General features: G+C 42.9%; 14 protein-coding genes, 1 tRNA gene and 1 pseudogene. 4 read left to right on the top strand and 12 right to left on the bottom strand.

The window, feature by feature from the left end:
• Window positions 1-81 precede the first annotated feature (81 nt).
• Window positions 82-519, top strand: a complete 438-nt coding sequence (locus tag LC20001_RS00195; protein WP_010010489.1) for a MarR family winged helix-turn-helix transcriptional regulator — start codon at window positions 82-84, stop codon at window positions 517-519.
• Window positions 519-1,955 carry an MDR family MFS transporter gene (locus tag LC20001_RS00190; protein WP_010010488.1) on the top strand — a complete coding sequence of 479 codons (1,437 nt, stop codon included), beginning with the start codon at window positions 519-521 and terminating at the stop codon, window positions 1,953-1,955. Before LC20001_RS00195 ends, LC20001_RS00190 begins: the two co-directional genes overlap by 1 nt.
• An 82-nt stretch (window positions 1,956-2,037) precedes the next feature.
• Here LC20001_RS00190 and LC20001_RS14535 read toward each other — a convergent pair.
• The 12 genes and pseudogenes from LC20001_RS14535 to yycF all read right to left on the bottom strand — a co-directional run bounded on the left by LC20001_RS14535 (window position 2,038) and on the right by yycF (window position 16,248).
• Window positions 2,038-2,877 (bottom strand): annotated as a pseudogene (locus LC20001_RS14535) (aminoglycoside 6-adenylyltransferase).
• Window positions 2,874-3,419, bottom strand: coding sequence for a DUF6933 domain-containing protein (locus tag LC20001_RS00175; RefSeq protein ID WP_029508001.1), 546 nt, complete (start codon window positions 3,417-3,419; stop codon window positions 2,874-2,876). The pseudogene LC20001_RS14535 and the gene LC20001_RS00175 overlap by 4 nt, the downstream one beginning before the upstream one ends.
• On the bottom strand, window positions 3,409-5,376 hold the full coding sequence (locus LC20001_RS00170; RefSeq protein WP_010010483.1) for an elongation factor G: 1,968 nt from the start codon (window positions 5,374-5,376) through the stop codon (window positions 3,409-3,411). The genes LC20001_RS00175 and LC20001_RS00170 overlap by 11 nt, the downstream gene beginning before the upstream one ends.
• A gap of 390 nt (window positions 5,377-5,766) precedes the next feature.
• Complete coding sequence (gene pepI / locus LC20001_RS00165; RefSeq protein ID WP_003678159.1) at window positions 5,767-6,645, bottom strand: proline iminopeptidase; 879 nt, start codon at window positions 6,643-6,645, stop codon at window positions 5,767-5,769.
• A 500-nt stretch (window positions 6,646-7,145) separates the two neighbouring features.
• The gene (locus tag LC20001_RS00160; protein ID WP_010010482.1) at window positions 7,146-7,721 is read right to left on the bottom strand and encodes a helix-turn-helix domain-containing protein; all 576 of its coding nucleotides are present in this window, start codon (window positions 7,719-7,721) and stop codon (window positions 7,146-7,148) included.
• Window positions 7,722-7,863: 142 nt separating this feature from the next.
• A complete protein-coding gene (rlmH, locus tag LC20001_RS00155; protein ID WP_029507996.1) occupies window positions 7,864-8,343 on the bottom strand; it encodes a 23S rRNA (pseudouridine(1915)-N(3))-methyltransferase RlmH in 480 nt (159 codons plus the stop codon).
• A gap of 635 nt (window positions 8,344-8,978) precedes the next feature.
• Window positions 8,979-10,238: a S1C family serine protease gene (locus LC20001_RS00150; protein ID WP_010010480.1), complete on the bottom strand. Its 1,260-nt coding sequence runs from the start codon at window positions 10,236-10,238 to the stop codon at window positions 8,979-8,981.
• Window positions 10,239-10,336: 98 nt separating this feature from the next.
• The gene (locus LC20001_RS00145; RefSeq protein WP_010010479.1) at window positions 10,337-11,149 is read right to left on the bottom strand and encodes an MBL fold metallo-hydrolase; all 813 of its coding nucleotides are present in this window, start codon (window positions 11,147-11,149) and stop codon (window positions 10,337-10,339) included.
• 135 nt (window positions 11,150-11,284) lie between these two features.
• Window positions 11,285-12,109, bottom strand: a complete 825-nt coding sequence (locus LC20001_RS00140) for a two-component system regulatory protein YycI (RefSeq protein WP_010010477.1) — start codon at window positions 12,107-12,109, stop codon at window positions 11,285-11,287.
• Complete coding sequence (locus tag LC20001_RS00135; RefSeq protein ID WP_010010476.1) at window positions 12,109-13,431, bottom strand: YycH family regulatory protein; 1,323 nt, start codon at window positions 13,429-13,431, stop codon at window positions 12,109-12,111. The genes LC20001_RS00140 and LC20001_RS00135 overlap by 1 nt, the downstream gene beginning before the upstream one ends.
• A complete protein-coding gene (gene walK / locus LC20001_RS00130; protein ID WP_010010475.1) occupies window positions 13,421-15,301 on the bottom strand; it encodes a cell wall metabolism sensor histidine kinase WalK in 1,881 nt (626 codons plus the stop codon). Before walK ends, LC20001_RS00135 begins: the two co-directional genes overlap by 11 nt.
• A gap of 236 nt (window positions 15,302-15,537) precedes the next feature.
• Window positions 15,538-16,248 (bottom strand): response regulator YycF, encoded by a 711-nt coding sequence (yycF, locus tag LC20001_RS00125; protein WP_010010474.1) that lies wholly within the window; start codon window positions 16,246-16,248, stop codon window positions 15,538-15,540.
• 383 nt (window positions 16,249-16,631) lie between these two features.
• Between yycF and LC20001_RS00120 the strand changes: the two genes are divergently transcribed.
• Window positions 16,632-16,704 (top strand) — tRNA-Lys (locus LC20001_RS00120).
• Window positions 16,705-16,922: 218 nt separating this feature from the next.
• Entirely contained in the window at window positions 16,923-17,720 is a 798-nt protein-coding gene (locus LC20001_RS00115) for a gamma-glutamyl-gamma-aminobutyrate hydrolase family protein (protein ID WP_010010473.1), read from the top strand.
• The last annotated feature ends 198 nt before the right edge of the window (window positions 17,721-17,918 follow it).

The raw sequence follows: 17,918 nt of genomic DNA, 5'->3' as shown, positions 1-17,918 counted from the left end.
CCGGCAATACGCGTAACATATTTCGGGTGCGAATATTTCGTGTACGAATTATTGTGACCTATTTAAAGGAGTTTTCCTGTAATGAATGAAAATGCAACCCAGATCAAGGACCTGATTTTTTCACTGCGCTCACTGCGTAAAGAAACGCGGCGAATTTTTGCTTATCAGGCAAAAAAACAGCAATTAACTGAAACCTGGATCATTGCGCTTGGCGCCTTGACCAGCAAAGATCCCAGTTCACTGGAAGAACTAGCCCAAGCGCTCCGGCTCAGTAACAGCACGACCTCCGGTATTGTTGATCGGATGATCGCCGAAGGATTGGTTACCAAAGCGCGCGCTGAAGACAATAAACGGCGGATCAACATTCGCCCTACACAAAAAGGCCGCCAAAAATATGCGGCCACTTATACTGATTTTTGGGAAAAATTAGCGCCGCTTGAAAAAATCGAGCGCGCTGAGCTCACCGATTTATTAGCCACTCAAGCCAAACTTTTAGCAAAGTTAGAAAGGATCAACTAGTGACCACTAAAATGAAAAATAATCGCCGCATCATGCTGGTACTGGTGATGGGGACTTTTCTAGCGTTCTTGAACCAAACATTGATGAATGTTGCGCTACCAAGTATCATGCACTCGTTTAATATCACCGCCGCAGCCGGCCAATGGCTATCTAACGGCTATATGCTGGTCAACGGCATCATGGTGCCGCTGACCGCTTACCTGATCCAGCGCTTCACCACGCGCCAACTTTACTTAGCGGCAATGACTGTTTTTGCCTTGGGCACGATCATCGCGGGGATCGCTCCCAGTTATTTAATATTGATCACCGGCCGCATGATCCAAGCTGCTGGCGCCGGTGTGATCGCACCACTGATGAACGTTTCGATCATGAACATGTACGCTGCTAACAAGCGCGGCACCGCAATGGGTTGGGTCGGTCTAGCACTAAATTTTGCCCCTGCGCTGGGACCAACGATCTCCGGTTATTTAGTCAAACAATATAATTGGCGCTGGCTGTTTTATACAATTGCGCCGCTGATTATTTTAGATATCATCTTTGCCGCGTTTATGTTGCGCAATTTAGGGACCAATCAAAAATTAAAATTAAATTGGAGCGGTGTTATCCTTTCCAGCATCGGCTTAGGCGCCCTGCTATTAGGCTTCAGCAACGCCGGCAGTATGCCTTTATTCTCAGGAAAAGTACTCGGCTTTAGCTTATTTGGTTTGATCGTCGTGGTGATTTTTATTTACCAACAAACTCACACCACTAATCGCTTGCTCAATTTTAATGTGTTCAAAAGTTATAACTTCATCATCGCCGTGATCGTCAATGTTTTCTTAATGATGGCGCTGTATGGCGGCATGTTGCTACTACCATTGTATATGCAAAATGTGATGCATTATAGCGCGCTAGCTTCTGGTGTCGCAATGCTACCGGGTGCAGTTGTGATCGCTGTTATGTCACCGATCAGCGGCCGTATGTATGATCAATGGGGCGCTAAATACTTATCCTTTAGTGGGATGATCGTCTTACTGATCGGCACCCTAATGCTGAGCCGCGTGAGCTTGAATTCCAGCTTTGCCTGGGTCACCACCGCGCAGGCCGTTCGCCAATTAGGCTTATCCGTGGTCACCATGCCGATTCAAACCGAGGCGTTCAATTCGCTGCCCCAAGAAATCATCCCTGACGGCTCGGCAATGTACACCACGATCCGTCAAGTTGCCGGCTCCTTCGGTACAGCGTTATTGATCGGTATTATGAGTGTGCTCGAAAAAAATAATATCGCCCAACTGACCGCCGACCATGGTTTAAAATTAGCCACTCAGTTAGGTTCACTGCACGCAATCCAAACCACTTATTTAGTGGCCGCGATCTGCGTTTTGATCAGCGGCTTACTGACATTAAGCTTCCGCAAACGTGATTTAACTACAGTGACTGAAAAAGATCTGATTTAAACTATTCATACCTGATCAAACGGTAAAAAGGCGTTCATTGTAGCTAACGAACGCCTTTTTTATTGGCACCAATCCCATTATTTTAGACACCTAACCAATCATTAAATTGCTGGTAAATTTTTGTGATCATTATTGGTAGTATCATCCCTTGATCACGACCGAGCTGCTCACTTACTACTCGGTAGAACGCTAAAATATTTAGCAGACTCATTTTAGTTTCGGCTAAAGAAGTTTGTTGATAGGTCGCAGCCAATTGCGCTTTTTCAGTTTCACTTAATGTTGTTTCAATGAATTTACCCGTCACACCAGCATCAAACTGCCCTGCTTGCTGAATTGTGGCCCGCATTGCCAATAAAACGAATAGTTCCGGGCGCACAAAACGATTTAATTGTTCATTGGCATACACTAGATTTTGACGCGCCAAACCTTTGACCACATTGCCGGCACACCAATAAAATTCTTGCACATGTGCTTGAAATTCAGCTTGGTCCGGTAATGGAACAAAATGCGATTGCGCATTAGTTACACGCGGCAACACACGTCCACTATTTTGTCGCCAAATAATCGTATTTAATGCATCATGCGCTAACTAAGCATCCTCCACCTGATATGATGTGATTTTAAAGTCCACCCGTCGTGTTCCTGCATAACGCATAAGCCACGAACGCCATTTACCGGTCTGTGCACCAAATAAGTCCTGTGTTTCAAGGAACTGCACAATTGTTGGTTCGCCTAATTGCCGGACCCACCACCAACCATCTTCTAGCGCTGGTGCACGGACAAACAGTGTTACATCAAGATCAGACCATTCGTCCTGACTTTTTGCGCGATCATTCAGCGAACCTTCCGTACCGATCGCCGCGATATTAGCGTTGGTACTAGCAAGCTGAATCAGCTTATCTAAATCAGTTAGTGTACTCATTTGTGCGCCATAAATTCCGCCACTGCGGCTTTAAGCGCACCCCGACTATTATACAGTTTAGGCTTACTCAAGCGGTTAATATATATTTTACTTAAATAAGCCAGATATTCTGGTTGTAATACCCGATCAGATTTAAGAGGTTCTCTTTCTGAAAAAAGGCTTAGCTGAAAAAGATATTCATTGAGCACTCCAATCGTTACACGATCAAAAGCTGCGTTGATTTGTAGCGCACCAGCTTGCGTCAGATAAGCAGTGACTGCTTCTGGCTTGATTCCGGCGATGGCAAAAGCCATGCGAATGCCCGAAATAAACGAAACATCAAGCATCTTTTTCGCTTGTGCATTCATGTTATTGAGTAGAATCGGCGTATAGGTCAAATCATTGACTAGCAGTACATACCTTTTACGATCGGCTGTAAAATAATTCGCGTGCCACGAGAAAAATTGATCAGCTTGTGCCTGCTGTTTGGCGATTGCTTTATCAGCCACTTGGGGTAATGCACTGAATAGGGGCATCGATTTCTTGGTTGGATTAATTAGCATGAATAATCACCCTCCGTAGTTCTTCTGTTGTGTACATATACGGTACATGCGCCATTTCGGGCACCTGATCCCAAGCCACGGGATAGCCAGCACCATGGGCGCAAAAAACTGAATCCGGCGTATTGGCTAAATCGGACACCGGCGCATATTTCATTGTAGCCACCACTTCGTCAGCATTGTGGCATGGTCGATAACCGTCAACGATACATTCCAATTGACCTTGGCCATGGGTGTAGGCATTAACCTCTGGCGCGTAGTCCTGCATTTCCGCAACTGGCGCAGTCCCTGTTAAAACTGCCGTTCCACCAGTCGTCATTTCTGGTGCGGTAAAATCACCGCTCATCCGCTGAATATCAGTCATCGCACGACCTACTTGTTCTTGACCAACCTCCAATCTAAACTGATACCATGGCTCCAATAACTGACAGCCACCCTTTTGGCGTAGCATCATTAACCCTTGTCGAACAGCGCGCCACGTCGCTTCACGAAAATCACCGCCGACTGAATGCACAATGCTGGCTTTGCCACCGACCAACGTAATTTTTACATCGGTCAGCGGCGAACCCGTTAGGACCCCTAAATGCGCTTTGGCCCGCAAATTAGAAGTGACTTGATGCTGCCAATTACGACCCAATACTTCAAGACTGCACTGCGCGTCAAAAGTCAATCCACTACCACGAGGAGCTGGTTGCAGCAACAAATGAACTTCAGCGTAATGGCGTAGTGGTTCAAAATGGCCAACGCCTTCAACCGCTTGCGTGATCGTTTCTTTGTAGAGAATGCTACCTTGATCAAAACCGACATCCAGCTTAAACCGTTCCAGCAATAACTGCTGTAAAATTTCCAATTGAACGGCACCCATGATCTGCACATGAATTTCCTGCAAATGGCTAGACCATGTAATATGTAATTGCGGATCTTCGTCCTCTAGTTGTCGTAACGCCGCCAAACAGGTATGAATATCCGCTGCTTTTGGATCCAGCGCATAATTAAGTACTGGTTGAATAACCGGCGTAGTACCGTCACTTTCCTTACCAAGCCCCTGACCCGGATAGGTGTCGGTCAAGCCAGGAATCGCGCAGACAACACCGGCAGCGACTTCCGCTGCAATCGTATATTTAGCACCATTATAAATGCGTAACTGGTTGGCTTTTTGTTCACCGATTAGCACATCCTTAGTCCGCAAATTCCCCCCAGTTAGCCGTAGCCAGGTCAAACGTTCACCTTTTTCATCGTAAGAAATTTTAAAAACGCGAGCACCAAAATCTTGCGTATACGTTGCCGGACGTGCCCACCGCGCCATGCCAGCAAGTAGCTCATCGACGCCAGCCAGTTTAAGTGCAGCACCAAAATAACAGGGAAAAACTTCCCGCTGCTGAATCAGCCTCTGTACAGCCACATCCGCAAGCTCACCCGTCGTCAAAAAGTCCTCCAGCACTGTCTCGTTACGCAGCGCTATTTCTTCATTCAGCGCCGCTACATCAGTCGTGCTAAAGTCAATACAGCCGGCAGAAAAGACGCTTTGTAACTGATCTAGCAGCTGCTGTTTATCGACACCGGGCGCATCCATTTTATTAATAAAAATAAAGGTTGGCACCTGATAACGCTGCAACAAGCGCCAAAGTGTACGCGTATAGCCTTGGATGCCGTCCGCCGCAGAAATCACTAACACTGCATAATCTAGTACATCCAGTACCTGCTCGGTTTGGGCCGCAAAATCTACGTGTCCCGGCGTATCCAACAAATTCAGCGCCAACTCGTCATATTGCAAGCGCGCTTGATGCGAAAAAATCGTGATACCGCGCTGCTTTTCTAACTTTTCTGTATCTAAAAAAGCATCGCCATTATCAACTCGCCCTAATTGTCGCAGCGTGCCCGCTCGATAAAGTAGCGCCTCCGAAAGCGTCGTTTTACCAGCATCCACGTGGGCAATAATTCCCGCTGTTATCTGCTTCATGCGTTATTTCTCCTTCGACTATTATTTATAAAACCAGTATACACGTATACTGGTGTGGCTAAAACTGAACAAATAATTCTAATCGTATTTTCCCGAATAATTTTTCATAAAAAACTACATTTAGCTCATTTACAAAATAGTATGATTAAACCAAAAGAGAAATACATTATGGAAAACAATTATTGGCATGAAATGGTTGTCCTGACTGGTTTGACTTTATTGCCCCATACGCTTGCACTGACTAGTGCCGTTAAAAAAATACACACCAGTTCTTGCCTTCACAAACGCAATATTGCTTTTTTATTAACCTGCTGGCGCCGCTGTTACTGATATCTCAATCAGCCATGCCATCAGTATTCACGAAGATCTAAAACAAAGATGGTTTTTTGATCAGTCGTTGGCCGCTAACCACTGGTCGAGGACACTAATAAACTCATCATGTTGATCTAACAATGCTAAGTGGCGGCTGTTAGCAAATAAATGCCACTTAGCACCAGGAATGTGATCATAAACTGATTTGGCGATCAATGGCGTACACAAATCATCGGTACCGTTAGTTACTAAAACCGGCACGTGAATCTTTTTCAGCTGATCGGTAATTTCAAAATCACTGATCGTCCCGTTTTCAGTAAATTCGTTCGGCCCTTCGGCAATCAAACTGGCACGCTTACCGTTAGTTGGCCGCCGCAACGGTTCTGGCGAATTTTCATCCGGATCATCCCAGCAGTAACGCTCCATATAACGATCATTTGCCGCCAAATACTTTGGTCCTGAGAAGTCACCGGTACGCTCAGCTTCAGCGATGGCTTCGCGATCTTCATAACTTAAATAGGAGATCAAACGATGTTGTTCCTGAGTCCATAATTTGATCGAAGCCGGTGAGCCATCGATCATGACACTTTTAATACCGGTTTGGTCGTATTGGGTCAAATAAAGCATCTCGAGCATACCGCCCCAAGATTGCCCCAACATATGCAGTTCATCGAGATGCAGATACCGACGCAAAGCGACCAATTCTTCCGCCCAAGTCTCCTTGATGTACACACTTTCGTCCTCTGGCAACGATGACTTACCACAGCCAACTTGATCGTACATGATCAACTGCCGGCCGGTTTCTGCATAATCATCCATTAATTCAAAATAATTATGCGAAGAACCAGGACCACCATGGATCAACAGCAAGGGGGCTTTATCCTTGCTGGGTTCACCAACGATTCGATAATAAGTTTTGTAACCGCGAAACGGCATGTAACCTTCTTCGATCTTCATCCAATCAGTCCTTTGATTTTAGTACTTCTGACTTTGATTGTACTACTGGAAGTAGTGTGGCTCAAATACCGATTTAGGTGCGATCATTGCGGTCATAGTCGCCTGTTATAACTGACCAATCAGTTCATGCATTTGGGCTAAAGTCTCTTGCTGCTGATAAATGACTAAACCACAGGCAACCAGACAACGTTTCCTCGCAACTACCAGTGAAATTTACTCGATGTTAGAAGCTATTAACATTTTACGCACCCGCCTTTCCTGAATTTGTTGCTAATATCCCACCAAAACTAACCCAGTGTTACTCAGTCGCCGACCTATACGCTGAAACCAGTACTGCTAACCACCAATTTGCTAGTTTGGCACTGCCGACCAGCCAAAGAAGTAATTATCGTCACCGTGCAATCGATGATCAAACTGGGTATTGTAAACTAATTAAAAACCAGCGCTACCCTAATTTTATAGGTCGCGCTGGTTTTTCTAATTTAAAGGAACTAATTGCTTTAATGCATTAAGAAATAGGGCAGTGTGCTGATCAATGCAATTAAACCACCTACAACGGCAAAGATAAACATGATCACCACTTTATTCAATGAATCTTTGACCCAATTACGCTTAGCCCTAACCTTAGTAAGATCTTGATCTGCCATAAATGCTACGATCTCCTGATAAGTCTGAATATTCTTTTCATGTTTGACTTTTTCAATTCTAAATCCAAAAAACAAACTGACCAACCAAAATATTACCGGCAATAACCACCACCATGGTATCGGTAAGAACACAGCCCAACCAACCATTACCATTGCCAGTACAAAAAATAAAAGCATGCCGTGTGCATCGCGATCAAATTTTGCTTGGCTAATTTTTTGCTTCATTTGCGGTACATCCCCTTTAACTAATTCATCTAAGGAAGTGCCGAAAAGTGTACTTAACAACAACAGATTTTCCACATCAGGGTAACTGCGTCCCGTTTCCCAATTTGAAATAGTTTGCCGCGACACATATATCTTTGCAGCTAAATTATCTTGTGATAAACCCATTTTTTTACGATGAGCTGAGATCTGTTTGCCAAGGTTCATTTCCCGCGCCTCCTCATTCAGAATTGTCTCAATGATAGGTTCAACGTACCATCAAAATAGCTGGACAAGCAAGGCGGTTCGTTGTCAAAATATTTTGACAACGTAAGTTTATAGTAGAAAATTAGCGCTAGCGTGCTGGTTATTATTTATGATAAGGAGATCCCTGATTGATCATAAATCCCCGATAAACCTGCTCGATCAGCACTAACCGCATCAATTGGTGCGGCAGCGTCAGCTTACCGAAACTGAGTTGATCATCGCTACGCTTCATCACGGCCGGCGCCAAACCAAGCGAGCCACCGATGACAAAAGTGATTGCTGAGTGCCCATACGTTGCCAAATGATCTAGTTCAGCCGCAAATTCTTCAGAAGCACGCTGCTTGCCTTCGATGGCTAGCGCATAAACGTATTCGCGCTCCTTAATTTTCGCGAGGATCCGCGCGCCCTCTTTTTCTTTGACTGTAGCCATCTCAGCGGCGCTTAATTTTTCTGGCGCCTTTTCGTCGGCAACTTCAACTAATTCCAATTTACAAAAAGTATCGAGCCGTTTGGCGTATTCAGCAATACCTTGTTTCAGATATTTTTCCTTTAATTTACCCACGCCAATTATTTTTATATTCAGCATAAAATTCCTCCATTATTTTCAGCGCGCTAACTCACAAAAATTAATTCACAGTAACGCACCAAAATGCACAACTTATACACAGGAGTTATTAACATGTTGACAACTCCGACAGCTAAATATGGTGGCGAACTTTTTTTCGCGTACTAAATCCTGTGAGACAAAAAAACGACTATTTTTTTATTTAAAAGTTATCCACATTTTATTTATTGTTCGCAAAAGCGCGCTTATTCATTTATGATCATTATTATATCAGACTTCTATGGCAAAATAAGCAGTTTAATTATAAAGTTACGCACAGATCATTTTTCGACATGTGGATAACTATAACCAGCTAATTTTGCGTTATTCCGGCAATTTAAAGTTATCCACAGCTGTGTAAAAAGCTGTTCACAACTTTTATAAACATTGACAATGCTATTTCTTAACATTAACGTTTATTTTTGGTTTGGTCGTCTCAGCCAATAAACAAGTAATTATTGGTGGCTTATCCGCTTACGTTTTACTAAACCATTATTTTAGTTACCGAACGTTCAGGTTCTCCCACCAGAAATCGACCTAAGCTACGCTGAATTTGCGCGCTAAATTTAATAAAAAAAGAACCCACCTTAATGCAGTGAGTTCTCCAGATTGATTTAGTCAGTGACTTTGAGCTGACTAGTATTTTCATTTAATGTGATCGTTGCCGATTTCTTAGTGCCATTGCGATAATATTCAACTGCCACTTTATCGCCGACGTTGTGATTGTACAATTCTGTCCGTAGATCTGCACTATCCGTAACCTTTTTACCACCTAATGAAGTGATGACATCATACTTCTTCAAGCCGGCATTGGCTGCTGGTGCGTTGCTAGTGACGGACATTAGAACGACCCCGCCAGTAACACTCGCCGGTAATTCAAGGATCGATTTTTGTTGGGCTGCGGAAATGTTGGATAGATCAGCCATCGAAACACCTAACGCTGGGCGTACGATCTTACCGTTAGTAACTAATTGATCGATGATCTTGACGACTTCGTTACTTGGAATAGCAAAGCCCATCCCTTCAACTGTAGCGGTACTAGAACTACCAGAACTGCTTAATTTCATTGAGTTGATCCCAATAATTTGTCCTTGGATATTTAGCAGTGGGCCACCAGAGTTTCCGGAGTTAATCGCGGCGTCGGTTTGGATAACCGTTGCTTCCCCAGTCTCCTGACCAGTAGTTTCATCAGTTACGGCTACCGTCCGATTCTTCGCGGAAATGATCCCCTGAGTGACTGAAGTCGCATATTCTGAACCTAAAGGTGAGCCGATCGCAATGGCTGGTTCACCAACTTTGATGCTGTCAGAATCGCCGAAGCTCGCTACCTGTGTAACTTTATCGGCATCAATACTCAATACCGCCAAATCAGTCACTGAATCGGTACCGACTTTTTTAGCAGTTAACTTAGTACCGTCACTCAAGATAACCTCTAGCTTCTGTGAACCAGAAACCACGTGATTATTGGTTACAATATAGGCTTTGCCATCAGACTTTTTATAGATAACGCCTGAACCTTCACTATATTCTTCCAAATTACTGCTGGAACTGCCAGACGAACTTGATGATGAATCTGAACTACTACCGCCGAAAAATTCACTTAAGCCACCATCATCACTACTACTTTGACTTTGTAAATTAATTACAGAAACAACGGCATTTTTCGTATGTTTAAACACATTGGAAACTTGTGAATTCGTACTAACTTTAACATTACTAACCTCAGTCGTGCCTGATTTTTTCGTGTTAACGACGCTTCCATTGGAACTGCTATCGCCGATCAAGTTTACGCCGCCATAAACGACGCCCCCACCAATAACCGCCGCCACTACCGCCACGATTGCTGTCTTAACTAAACTATTTGACTGTCTCATAACAAACCTCCAGTTTTTTTCAGTTTTTTCTTATACAATTAGAATAGCGTAAATTATTGAAAAAATATTGAAAAAGTTGCGATTAAATAACACTCAAATTAGAGGCTTAACAACGGTAAAGCCGCGTCCGGCTCCGTATCGTATAAATTAAAATCATGACCAACACCAAAGTCATGTTGCTTCAACATTGATGCCACAGTTAAATGGCAAAGTTCTTTCATGTTATTATGCAAGCTACGATGGCCTAAAAAGACGTTTTTCGTGCGATTACCAATAACATCCATTAGCCCATCGGCACCAGCTTCATTACTTAAATGCCCCTTATCACCAAGGATGCGCTGCTTCAATGGCCAAGGGTACATTCCCATCCGCAGCATTTCTACATCATGATTACATTCAAATAAGTACGCATCGGCATCGCTGATCTGCGCGCTTAAGCGTTCAGAAACGTAGCCGGTATCAGTTAAAATAACAAAGGTCTTGCCATTATGTTGGAACTCATAGAACTGTGGTGCAGCCGCATCATGGGAGACGCCGAAGCTTTGAATATCTAAATCAGCAAAGCTTTTCAGCGCACCCATTTCAAAAATATGTTGCTGGGCAACGGGAACTTTACCGATCGTTGGTAGCATTGCATCCCAAGTTGGCTGGTTAGCATAAACATTGAGCTGCGGATAGCGCCGCGCCAAAATACCGACACTCTTAATGTGATCGGTGTGCTCATGAGTAACCAATAAATCGTCAACATCAGTCATATCGCGACCGATCGACTGCATTAGGCCTTCAATTTTTTTGCCACTCAAGCCGGCATCAACTAACACTTTACGCTGCGGCGTCTCAATGTACGTCACATTGCCGGTGCTACCACTACTTAAAATACTGATCTTCATCTGATCGTCATTTTGCACCATGCTTGTTCTCCATTCCAGAGTGCGCGAAAAACTACCTAATAGCTTGTTTTTTACGCACGTTTACTCTTATATCTACTGTAATTTTTATCACTTAATCAAGTCTATTATACTTACTTTTACGCATAATGCCACACTCTAGCTACTGGTCGAACTGGATAAATTCGCATCATCAGTGGCTTTCATCAATACACTAGAAAAGGCATTGATGCGTTTGATCTGCACATTACCGCTGTTTTTATTTTCCACGGCAATGAACCAAGTTGGAATGTAAACTGAACTATTATTTGCATCCAGTAATCGTGAATAACCTAATGTCGTCCACTTAATAGTGGCACCGTTAGCAATCGCATTGTTATTGTAAAGTGCCAATACTGCTTGTTTTTCAGTGATCGTTGCTTCTTTTTCACGTAAAGTGGTAACTTTATTGATATAAGTTTGCTCGTAACTGACAATTTGTTTGCCAGAGATTTGGAAAATGATTTCACCATGGGCATCATACAAATTACCTTCCGGCAGTTTTTGCGTGTACACGATGCGATCAGTTGTCGAGAATAATTTAGAATATCGATAATGTTTGCCAAAAGCAATCATCCGTGGATTAGCCAGGATCTCTTTTAGTTCTTCCGTATATTTGCCATTTTTGGCATTGATCGGCCGTACTAGCCGGCTATATAAGCGATCATTACTAAAGCTATACCGCTGATTTTGCAACTTTTGGCTCGCATTTTGCAAAGTTTCATTAGGTTGGCTGGATAAATAGTAGCCTGAATGCACTTTAGTTGCTAACTTAGGGATCGTGATCTGATCCTCATGCATTTCCCGTAAAATCATCGTACTTTGACTAACATCGTCATTATTAACTGTTTCAACGTGCTGATTCTGCTTATACGACGTGAACAGGAAAATGTTCAAACAGACAAAAACGATCAAGAAGATAACTTCGATCCGTTTAAAATCCATTAGCTCGCACTCCCCTCATCCGTACTTGGTGTCGCATTTAATAACTGTTCGTAACTCTGCCACTTGCCATTATATTTGAAATAATAAGTTGGTGTCAGGTCAATGACTGAAGCTGAACTAGAATTGACTGACCAATGATAACCCAGTTTAAACGAACTAATATCGTGCATATCGTAACCGACGGCCGCTAAATTATCCAGCGCTGTTTGTGTCGTTGGTAGTGGCGTCGCGGTGGAATCTGCTGGTAACGGTACCTGCAAGGTGTACACTGAGAAATTCAATTTGACCCCAGTTGACAGTAATTGAACTTTTACTGCACCGAAATCAGTTTGGTTGAACACCGGTAAGCCCTCCACATAACTCCGATAAATCACGGTACGTGTCTTATGCTCATAATCAAAGTAACGCATATTACCTGGTGCATTACCGATTTTAGCCAGGGTTTTGTAGCCACCGTTAAGGATCGCCGTTGGTGTCGCTGCCGAAACGTCGCTGGAATAATCCTCGAATTCAATCGTTGCATTTTGATGATCGACCTGCAAGCTCTTGTACGTCCCATCATTATAGGTTGTGATGTGCCCTTGTTCTTTAGTTTCAAGCGCGCTTGGATCACTACCACTTAACAACGAAGTCACAAAATCAGTTGGATTTTGCTTACTGACCAAGTAGCTGTACTGGGTAACTTGAACGGCACTGGTGTAATAAAGTTGCGGTTGATTATTAAATAGCTTTTCTGTTACCGGTAGGCGCATTGTTGCATCATTTAAGCGCGCTCGAAGTGCCGCTAGATTTTCTTTTTTGACTTTAACGCTAAAGCCGGTTTTATGCTGATCATCTAGAAAATAAGCCACGTTAGAATGTTTGGTGGGAATAATAATTCGATTGAATAGCCGCTGCCGATCAGCGTTAGCGACCTTTTGTTTAAAAGTCTTAGCGAAGATCGAATACGTAATATTACGCGGATAAACCAAACTTAATGCGCTTGACTGATTAACCGTCGTCAAATATTTTTTGCTATTGATCGTCATTTTATGCGGATCTGATAGCTGCCATTTCGAAATTTGCTCATGCATGGCATCGATCAAGTTTTCCCTATTGTTATAAACTATATATTGCTCACCATTAGCGTTGCTAGTGATGATCTGCGTTGGCAAATAAACTTCTTCAACATTTTTCGTTTCTGTCTGCGTTTTTGGTGTCGTTACATCGGTGGTATTACGCTGAAAACGAGCATTATTAGTCCAAATTAACCATGAGAGCACGAGGCTGACTGCGATCATCGCCATTAAGCTGATTTTCAGTAATAAATGACTAATTTTCATCCCAAAGATCATCCTCCTCGTAAGCTTCTTGGTACGGCAAGGAAATGTAGAATGTTGATCCTTTGCCTTCTTTACTATCCACCCAGATTCGACCGTTGAGTTTCTCGATCACTTCTTTAGAGATCGCAAGGCCCAGGCCAGTACCACCTTGCGCCCGTGACCGTGCCTTATCTACACGGTAGAAACGATCAAAGACATGGGGTAGATCCTTCTTCGGAATCCCTAGTCCCTGGTCAGAAATACTGAGAATAACGTGATTGTTGGTCTCCAACAGCCGACAGGTGATCACACCACCGTCCGGTGAATATTTGATCGCGTTATTGATGATATTATCTACGACTTGCATAAACTTATCAGTATCGATTTCAACCCACAGATCGCGTTTGGTAAATTCACGTTTCAAGGAATATTTCTTAGTTGTATTGGTTTCCGTTCGGTTATTATCGCCACTAGCCGCATCTGACTTGATCATCATATCGAAACGATCCAATGTGTAATTAAATAATTCATTTAAGTTGACCAATTCCATATCCAGCTTAACCGTACCTGAATCCATCCGTGACAAACTAAGTAAGTCATTGATCATCCGAATCATCCGCTCGGTCTCTTCCTGAGTCACATGCAAAAAGTCTGGCGCCACTTCAGGATCCTTCCAGGCCCCATCAGTCAAAGCCTCCAAATAACTGCGCATCGACGTTAACGGCGTTCTTAATTCATGAGAAACGTTAGAAACAAATTGTCGCCGCTCACGCTCATTTTTCTGTTGCTCAGTTACATCATGTAAAACGCAGACGATCCCACTGATAAAGCCAGTTTCGCGCTGGATCAATGAAAATTCAGCGTGCAAGATCAAGCTGTGCTCAGGAACAGAAAAGTCCAGCATTAGCTCAGTTTGATTTTCCAATAGATCACGAATAGTGTGATCAGCTTCGATCTTTAAAATCTTCAAAATCGATTGACCAATAACTTCTTCGTCATTAAGATTTAAAAAATCAGCCGCTGCTTCGTTGATAATGATCACGTTGCCGCGCCGATCAGTGGAAATAACCCCATCGGTCATGTGCGATAACACGCTATCCAGCCGGCGCCGTTCCGCTTCAGAAGCTTCTTGTGCTTCTTCGACTCGTACGGATAAATTATTGACCGCCACTGCCAGCTGACCTAACTCATCACGGCCATAAATTCGTACTTGCCCTGAATAATCGCCGCGGGCCATCCGAATTGCCTGCTTTTTCATTTCATCGATTGGCCGCGTGATCGCCCGAGAAATGACTACCGCAATAATCGATGAAAACAGTGCTGCTACCAGTGAGGCAGTTAAGAAGATCAACGTAATATTATTAATGTTTCGGTAAACACTTTGCATATTTGCGCGCACATAAATGACGCCAACAATACTGCTACTATCACTACTTGGATTAACTAGCGGCACAATGCTGACGTAATAACTGTCATGACTTTTTTCATCATAAGATAACGTCTCATAAGAACGATTATTATACAAAACGTTTTTAATATTATTATCCGTCGTCTTCTGGCCGATAATTCGCTGATCGTTTAAATCACTGGTCCCGCGCACCGTCCCCTTGCTATCGACGACCCGAATATCAGCAGAATTATTTAAGTCCGACAAAATATTAGCGATCGCCTTATTCGCCGTGGCGGTATCGCTTTTTAAAAGTTGGTTACTCAATTGATTGTTGACGTAAACCGGCGTCTGCACCTGTTGTTTGAACGTCTCAATATTCTGTTCTTCCAATTGCTTCACAAAATAAGCGCCGATAATTTCCAACGTGATCATTAATAGTAAAATAAAAACGATCGCGATCTTGAAATTGATCGACTGAAAGAAACGAATTTTCTTATTCATTACAAATATCCCCATGTTTAATCAAGATAAACCACATAACCTAAAAAAATCACGCGACTAGTTGCGTTGTTAGTTATCAAACCGCTAGCTAACAAAATACCGCAAAACTAATGTCGCGCGATTCTTATTGACAACGTGTATTGAACAAGCGGGCGAATTATGGAATACCCTGCTTATTCAACCATGTTTAGACCAATGACTTCTTTTACCATCGTGCACAATAAACGCAAACGATCCTATTCCTGATCGGGGTTACGTAAATAGTAACCGACACCACGCCGTGTAACTAACCACTCGGGATGACTAGGATTATCCTCGATCTTCTCGCGCAACCGTCGTACAGTGACATCGACCGTCCGCACATCACCAAAATAATCATAGCCCCATACCGTCTGCAACAAATGTTCTCGGGTCATTACTTGCCCGATATGCTGCGCCAAATAATGTAACAATTCAAATTCACGATGAGTCAATTCAATTTTATCGCCGCGCTTAGATACAATATAAGCATCGGGATGGATCGTTAAATCACCGATCTCGATCTCACTATTTTCATCTTCTTCGGGTTGGGCGTTATTGATCGTCCCTTGGCGGCGTAAATTAGCTTTGACCCGCGCAACTAATTCCCGATTAGAGAATGGTTTGGTCACATAATCATCGGCACCCATTTCCAAGCCCAAAACTTTATCGATCTCTGAATCTTTGGCCGTTAACATGATAATCGGCATATCATGATCCTTACGTACTTCTCGCGCAACTTCTAAGCCATCGATCTTAGGTAACATTAGATCCAACAAAATCAAATCAGGGTTGACTTCATTAACCTTGGCTAGTGCTTCTTCACCATCATATGCAGTGACCACATCGTAACCTTCCTTAGTCAAATTAAATTTAACAATGTCCGAAATCGGTTTTTCATCATCTACAACTAATATTTTTTTTGCCATAAATCGGTCGTTCCTCCCTCGTGAAGCTATTAACAGCACTTCACTGACTCATTTATGCCTAAAATAGCAGACATAACTTTTTTCACAGCCGGCACAAATAAATTATGCCTACAGAACCTATCTAATTAGTCATGTATCGAAAAAATGTTTTTCCAAATACACTCCCCTATTCGTTCCACTAGAGCTGATCGATTCTAAGTTTGTCATCAACAAGGATGCACTTTGTTTCAATTATACTCATTCCGAACAAAATTCGCAAAGACCGCTATGAAAACGCACCCGTCAGCAACAATTACATTAAAAATCCATATTGTTAAAAAAACTCACAAAAAAGCGTTGCACGTCATCTGTATTTTTGCTATACTAATATTCGTTGATGACATGGAGCGCTAGCTCAGCTGGCAGAGCAACGGACTCTTAATCCGTGGGTCCAGGGTTCGATCCCCTGGCGCTCCATCTTAGTAAATACCTTAATTCACGACGTGAGTTAAGGTATTTTTTTATTACCTACTAAGGAAATCAGTTTACCATAAATCATGGTAAATGTAACGATTGTAACCAACTAGCAACAACCTTTTATAATTTCTTAAGCAAATAAACAAGTCGCTTGCTAAATCAACTATTATGCTTTATAGTGTGCCTATTATTAAATTTATATGAGAGGGGACTCATTCATGAGACCAAGAATCGCAATACCTGCCGATACTCTAACCGAAGCCACTAAGGTGATCAACGAACGAAACGCTGACTTTGCGCCACGAATGGCAGTCAATGCGGTTTTAAAGTCTGGTGGGATCCCAATAATTCTACCTAATAGTGCGCCAGAAAACGTAACTGATTATATTGATACTTTTGATGGGGTTTTGTTCCTAGGCGGTTTTGATGTTGATCCAACTTTCTACCATGAAGAACCACATATGAATTTGGGCCAAACTTACATCCCCCGCGATCGTTTCGAGATCGAATTAGTTAAGCAATCATTATTGGCTGGTAAAAGTATTTTCGGTATCTGCCGTGGCATGCAAGTGATCAATGTCGCTCTCGGTGGCACCTTGTATCAAGATCTTTCCGAAGATCCTGCAGCGCAGATGAAGCACTCACAGACATCACCGGGTAATTTACCAACGCATCATGTTAACGTTGAGTCTGATTCTCGCTTATTTACGCTTTTAGGCGAGCGGCCGTATGTTAACTCCCGCCATCATGAAGCGGTCAAAGAATTAGCGCCTAGTCTCCGCAGTGTAGCTTACGCAGACGATCATGTGATCGAAGCAATTGAATCGATCGATAGTGATCAAATTATGGCCGTTCAATGGCATCCAGAAAACATGTATAAGCATTACACTGAGATGCAAGATCTTTTCCGTGACTTTGTTAAACGTAGCGAAAAGTTAGCAACACAAGCACCACAACAACCTCTAAAAATCGTGCATAAAATTGGCGAAGCCTATCCAAAGGAATACTTCGGCTAACCAACTGCTTAATACGCCGGCAAGTTTAATTTTGTCGGCGTATTTTTTATTGCCAAAAAAGATTGCCACATACTGTCCAATCATCGGGCCGCACAATCGAGCGTGTGACATAAGGTAACTTTTCCCGCTTAGCTATATTGTTCAGAAGGATAAAGAAGGAGTTGAACATAAATTGTTTATGTCACAACTGCGTTTACG

Source organism: Loigolactobacillus coryniformis subsp. coryniformis KCTC 3167 = DSM 20001, assembly GCF_002706425.1.
GTDB classification, from domain to species: domain Bacteria; phylum Bacillota; class Bacilli; order Lactobacillales; family Lactobacillaceae; genus Loigolactobacillus; species Loigolactobacillus coryniformis.
The sequence above is the reverse complement of the archived record's forward strand: the minus strand, read 5'-3'. Positions and strand labels throughout refer to the sequence as shown.

Excerpts from the sequence above, each read along its gene's own strand:
- LC20001_RS00195 (WP_010010489.1), top strand. The coding sequence starts at position 82 with ATGAATGAAAATGCAACCCAGATCAAGGACCTGATTTTTTCACTGCGC.
- LC20001_RS00175 (WP_029508001.1), bottom strand. The coding sequence starts at position 3,419 with ATGCTAATTAATCCAACCAAGAAATCGATGCCCCTATTCAGTGCATTA.
- LC20001_RS00170 (WP_010010483.1), bottom strand. The coding sequence starts at position 5,376 with ATGAAGCAGATAACAGCGGGAATTATTGCCCACGTGGATGCTGGTAAA.
- pepI (WP_003678159.1), bottom strand. The coding sequence starts at position 6,645 with ATGAAGATCGAAGAAGGTTACATGCCGTTTCGCGGTTACAAAACTTAT.
- LC20001_RS00160 (WP_010010482.1), bottom strand. The coding sequence starts at position 7,721 with ATGAACCTTGGCAAACAGATCTCAGCTCATCGTAAAAAAATGGGTTTA.
- LC20001_RS00150 (WP_010010480.1), bottom strand. The coding sequence starts at position 10,238 with ATGAGACAGTCAAATAGTTTAGTTAAGACAGCAATCGTGGCGGTAGTG.
- LC20001_RS00145 (WP_010010479.1), bottom strand. The coding sequence starts at position 11,149 with ATGGTGCAAAATGACGATCAGATGAAGATCAGTATTTTAAGTAGTGGT.
- LC20001_RS00140 (WP_010010477.1), bottom strand. The coding sequence starts at position 12,109 with ATGGATTTTAAACGGATCGAAGTTATCTTCTTGATCGTTTTTGTCTGT.
- LC20001_RS00135 (WP_010010476.1), bottom strand. The coding sequence starts at position 13,431 with ATGAAAATTAGTCATTTATTACTGAAAATCAGCTTAATGGCGATGATC.
- walK (WP_010010475.1), bottom strand. The coding sequence starts at position 15,301 with ATGAATAAGAAAATTCGTTTCTTTCAGTCGATCAATTTCAAGATCGCG.
- yycF (WP_010010474.1), bottom strand. The coding sequence starts at position 16,248 with ATGGCAAAAAAAATATTAGTTGTAGATGATGAAAAACCGATTTCGGAC.
- LC20001_RS00115 (WP_010010473.1), top strand. The coding sequence starts at position 16,923 with ATGAGACCAAGAATCGCAATACCTGCCGATACTCTAACCGAAGCCACT.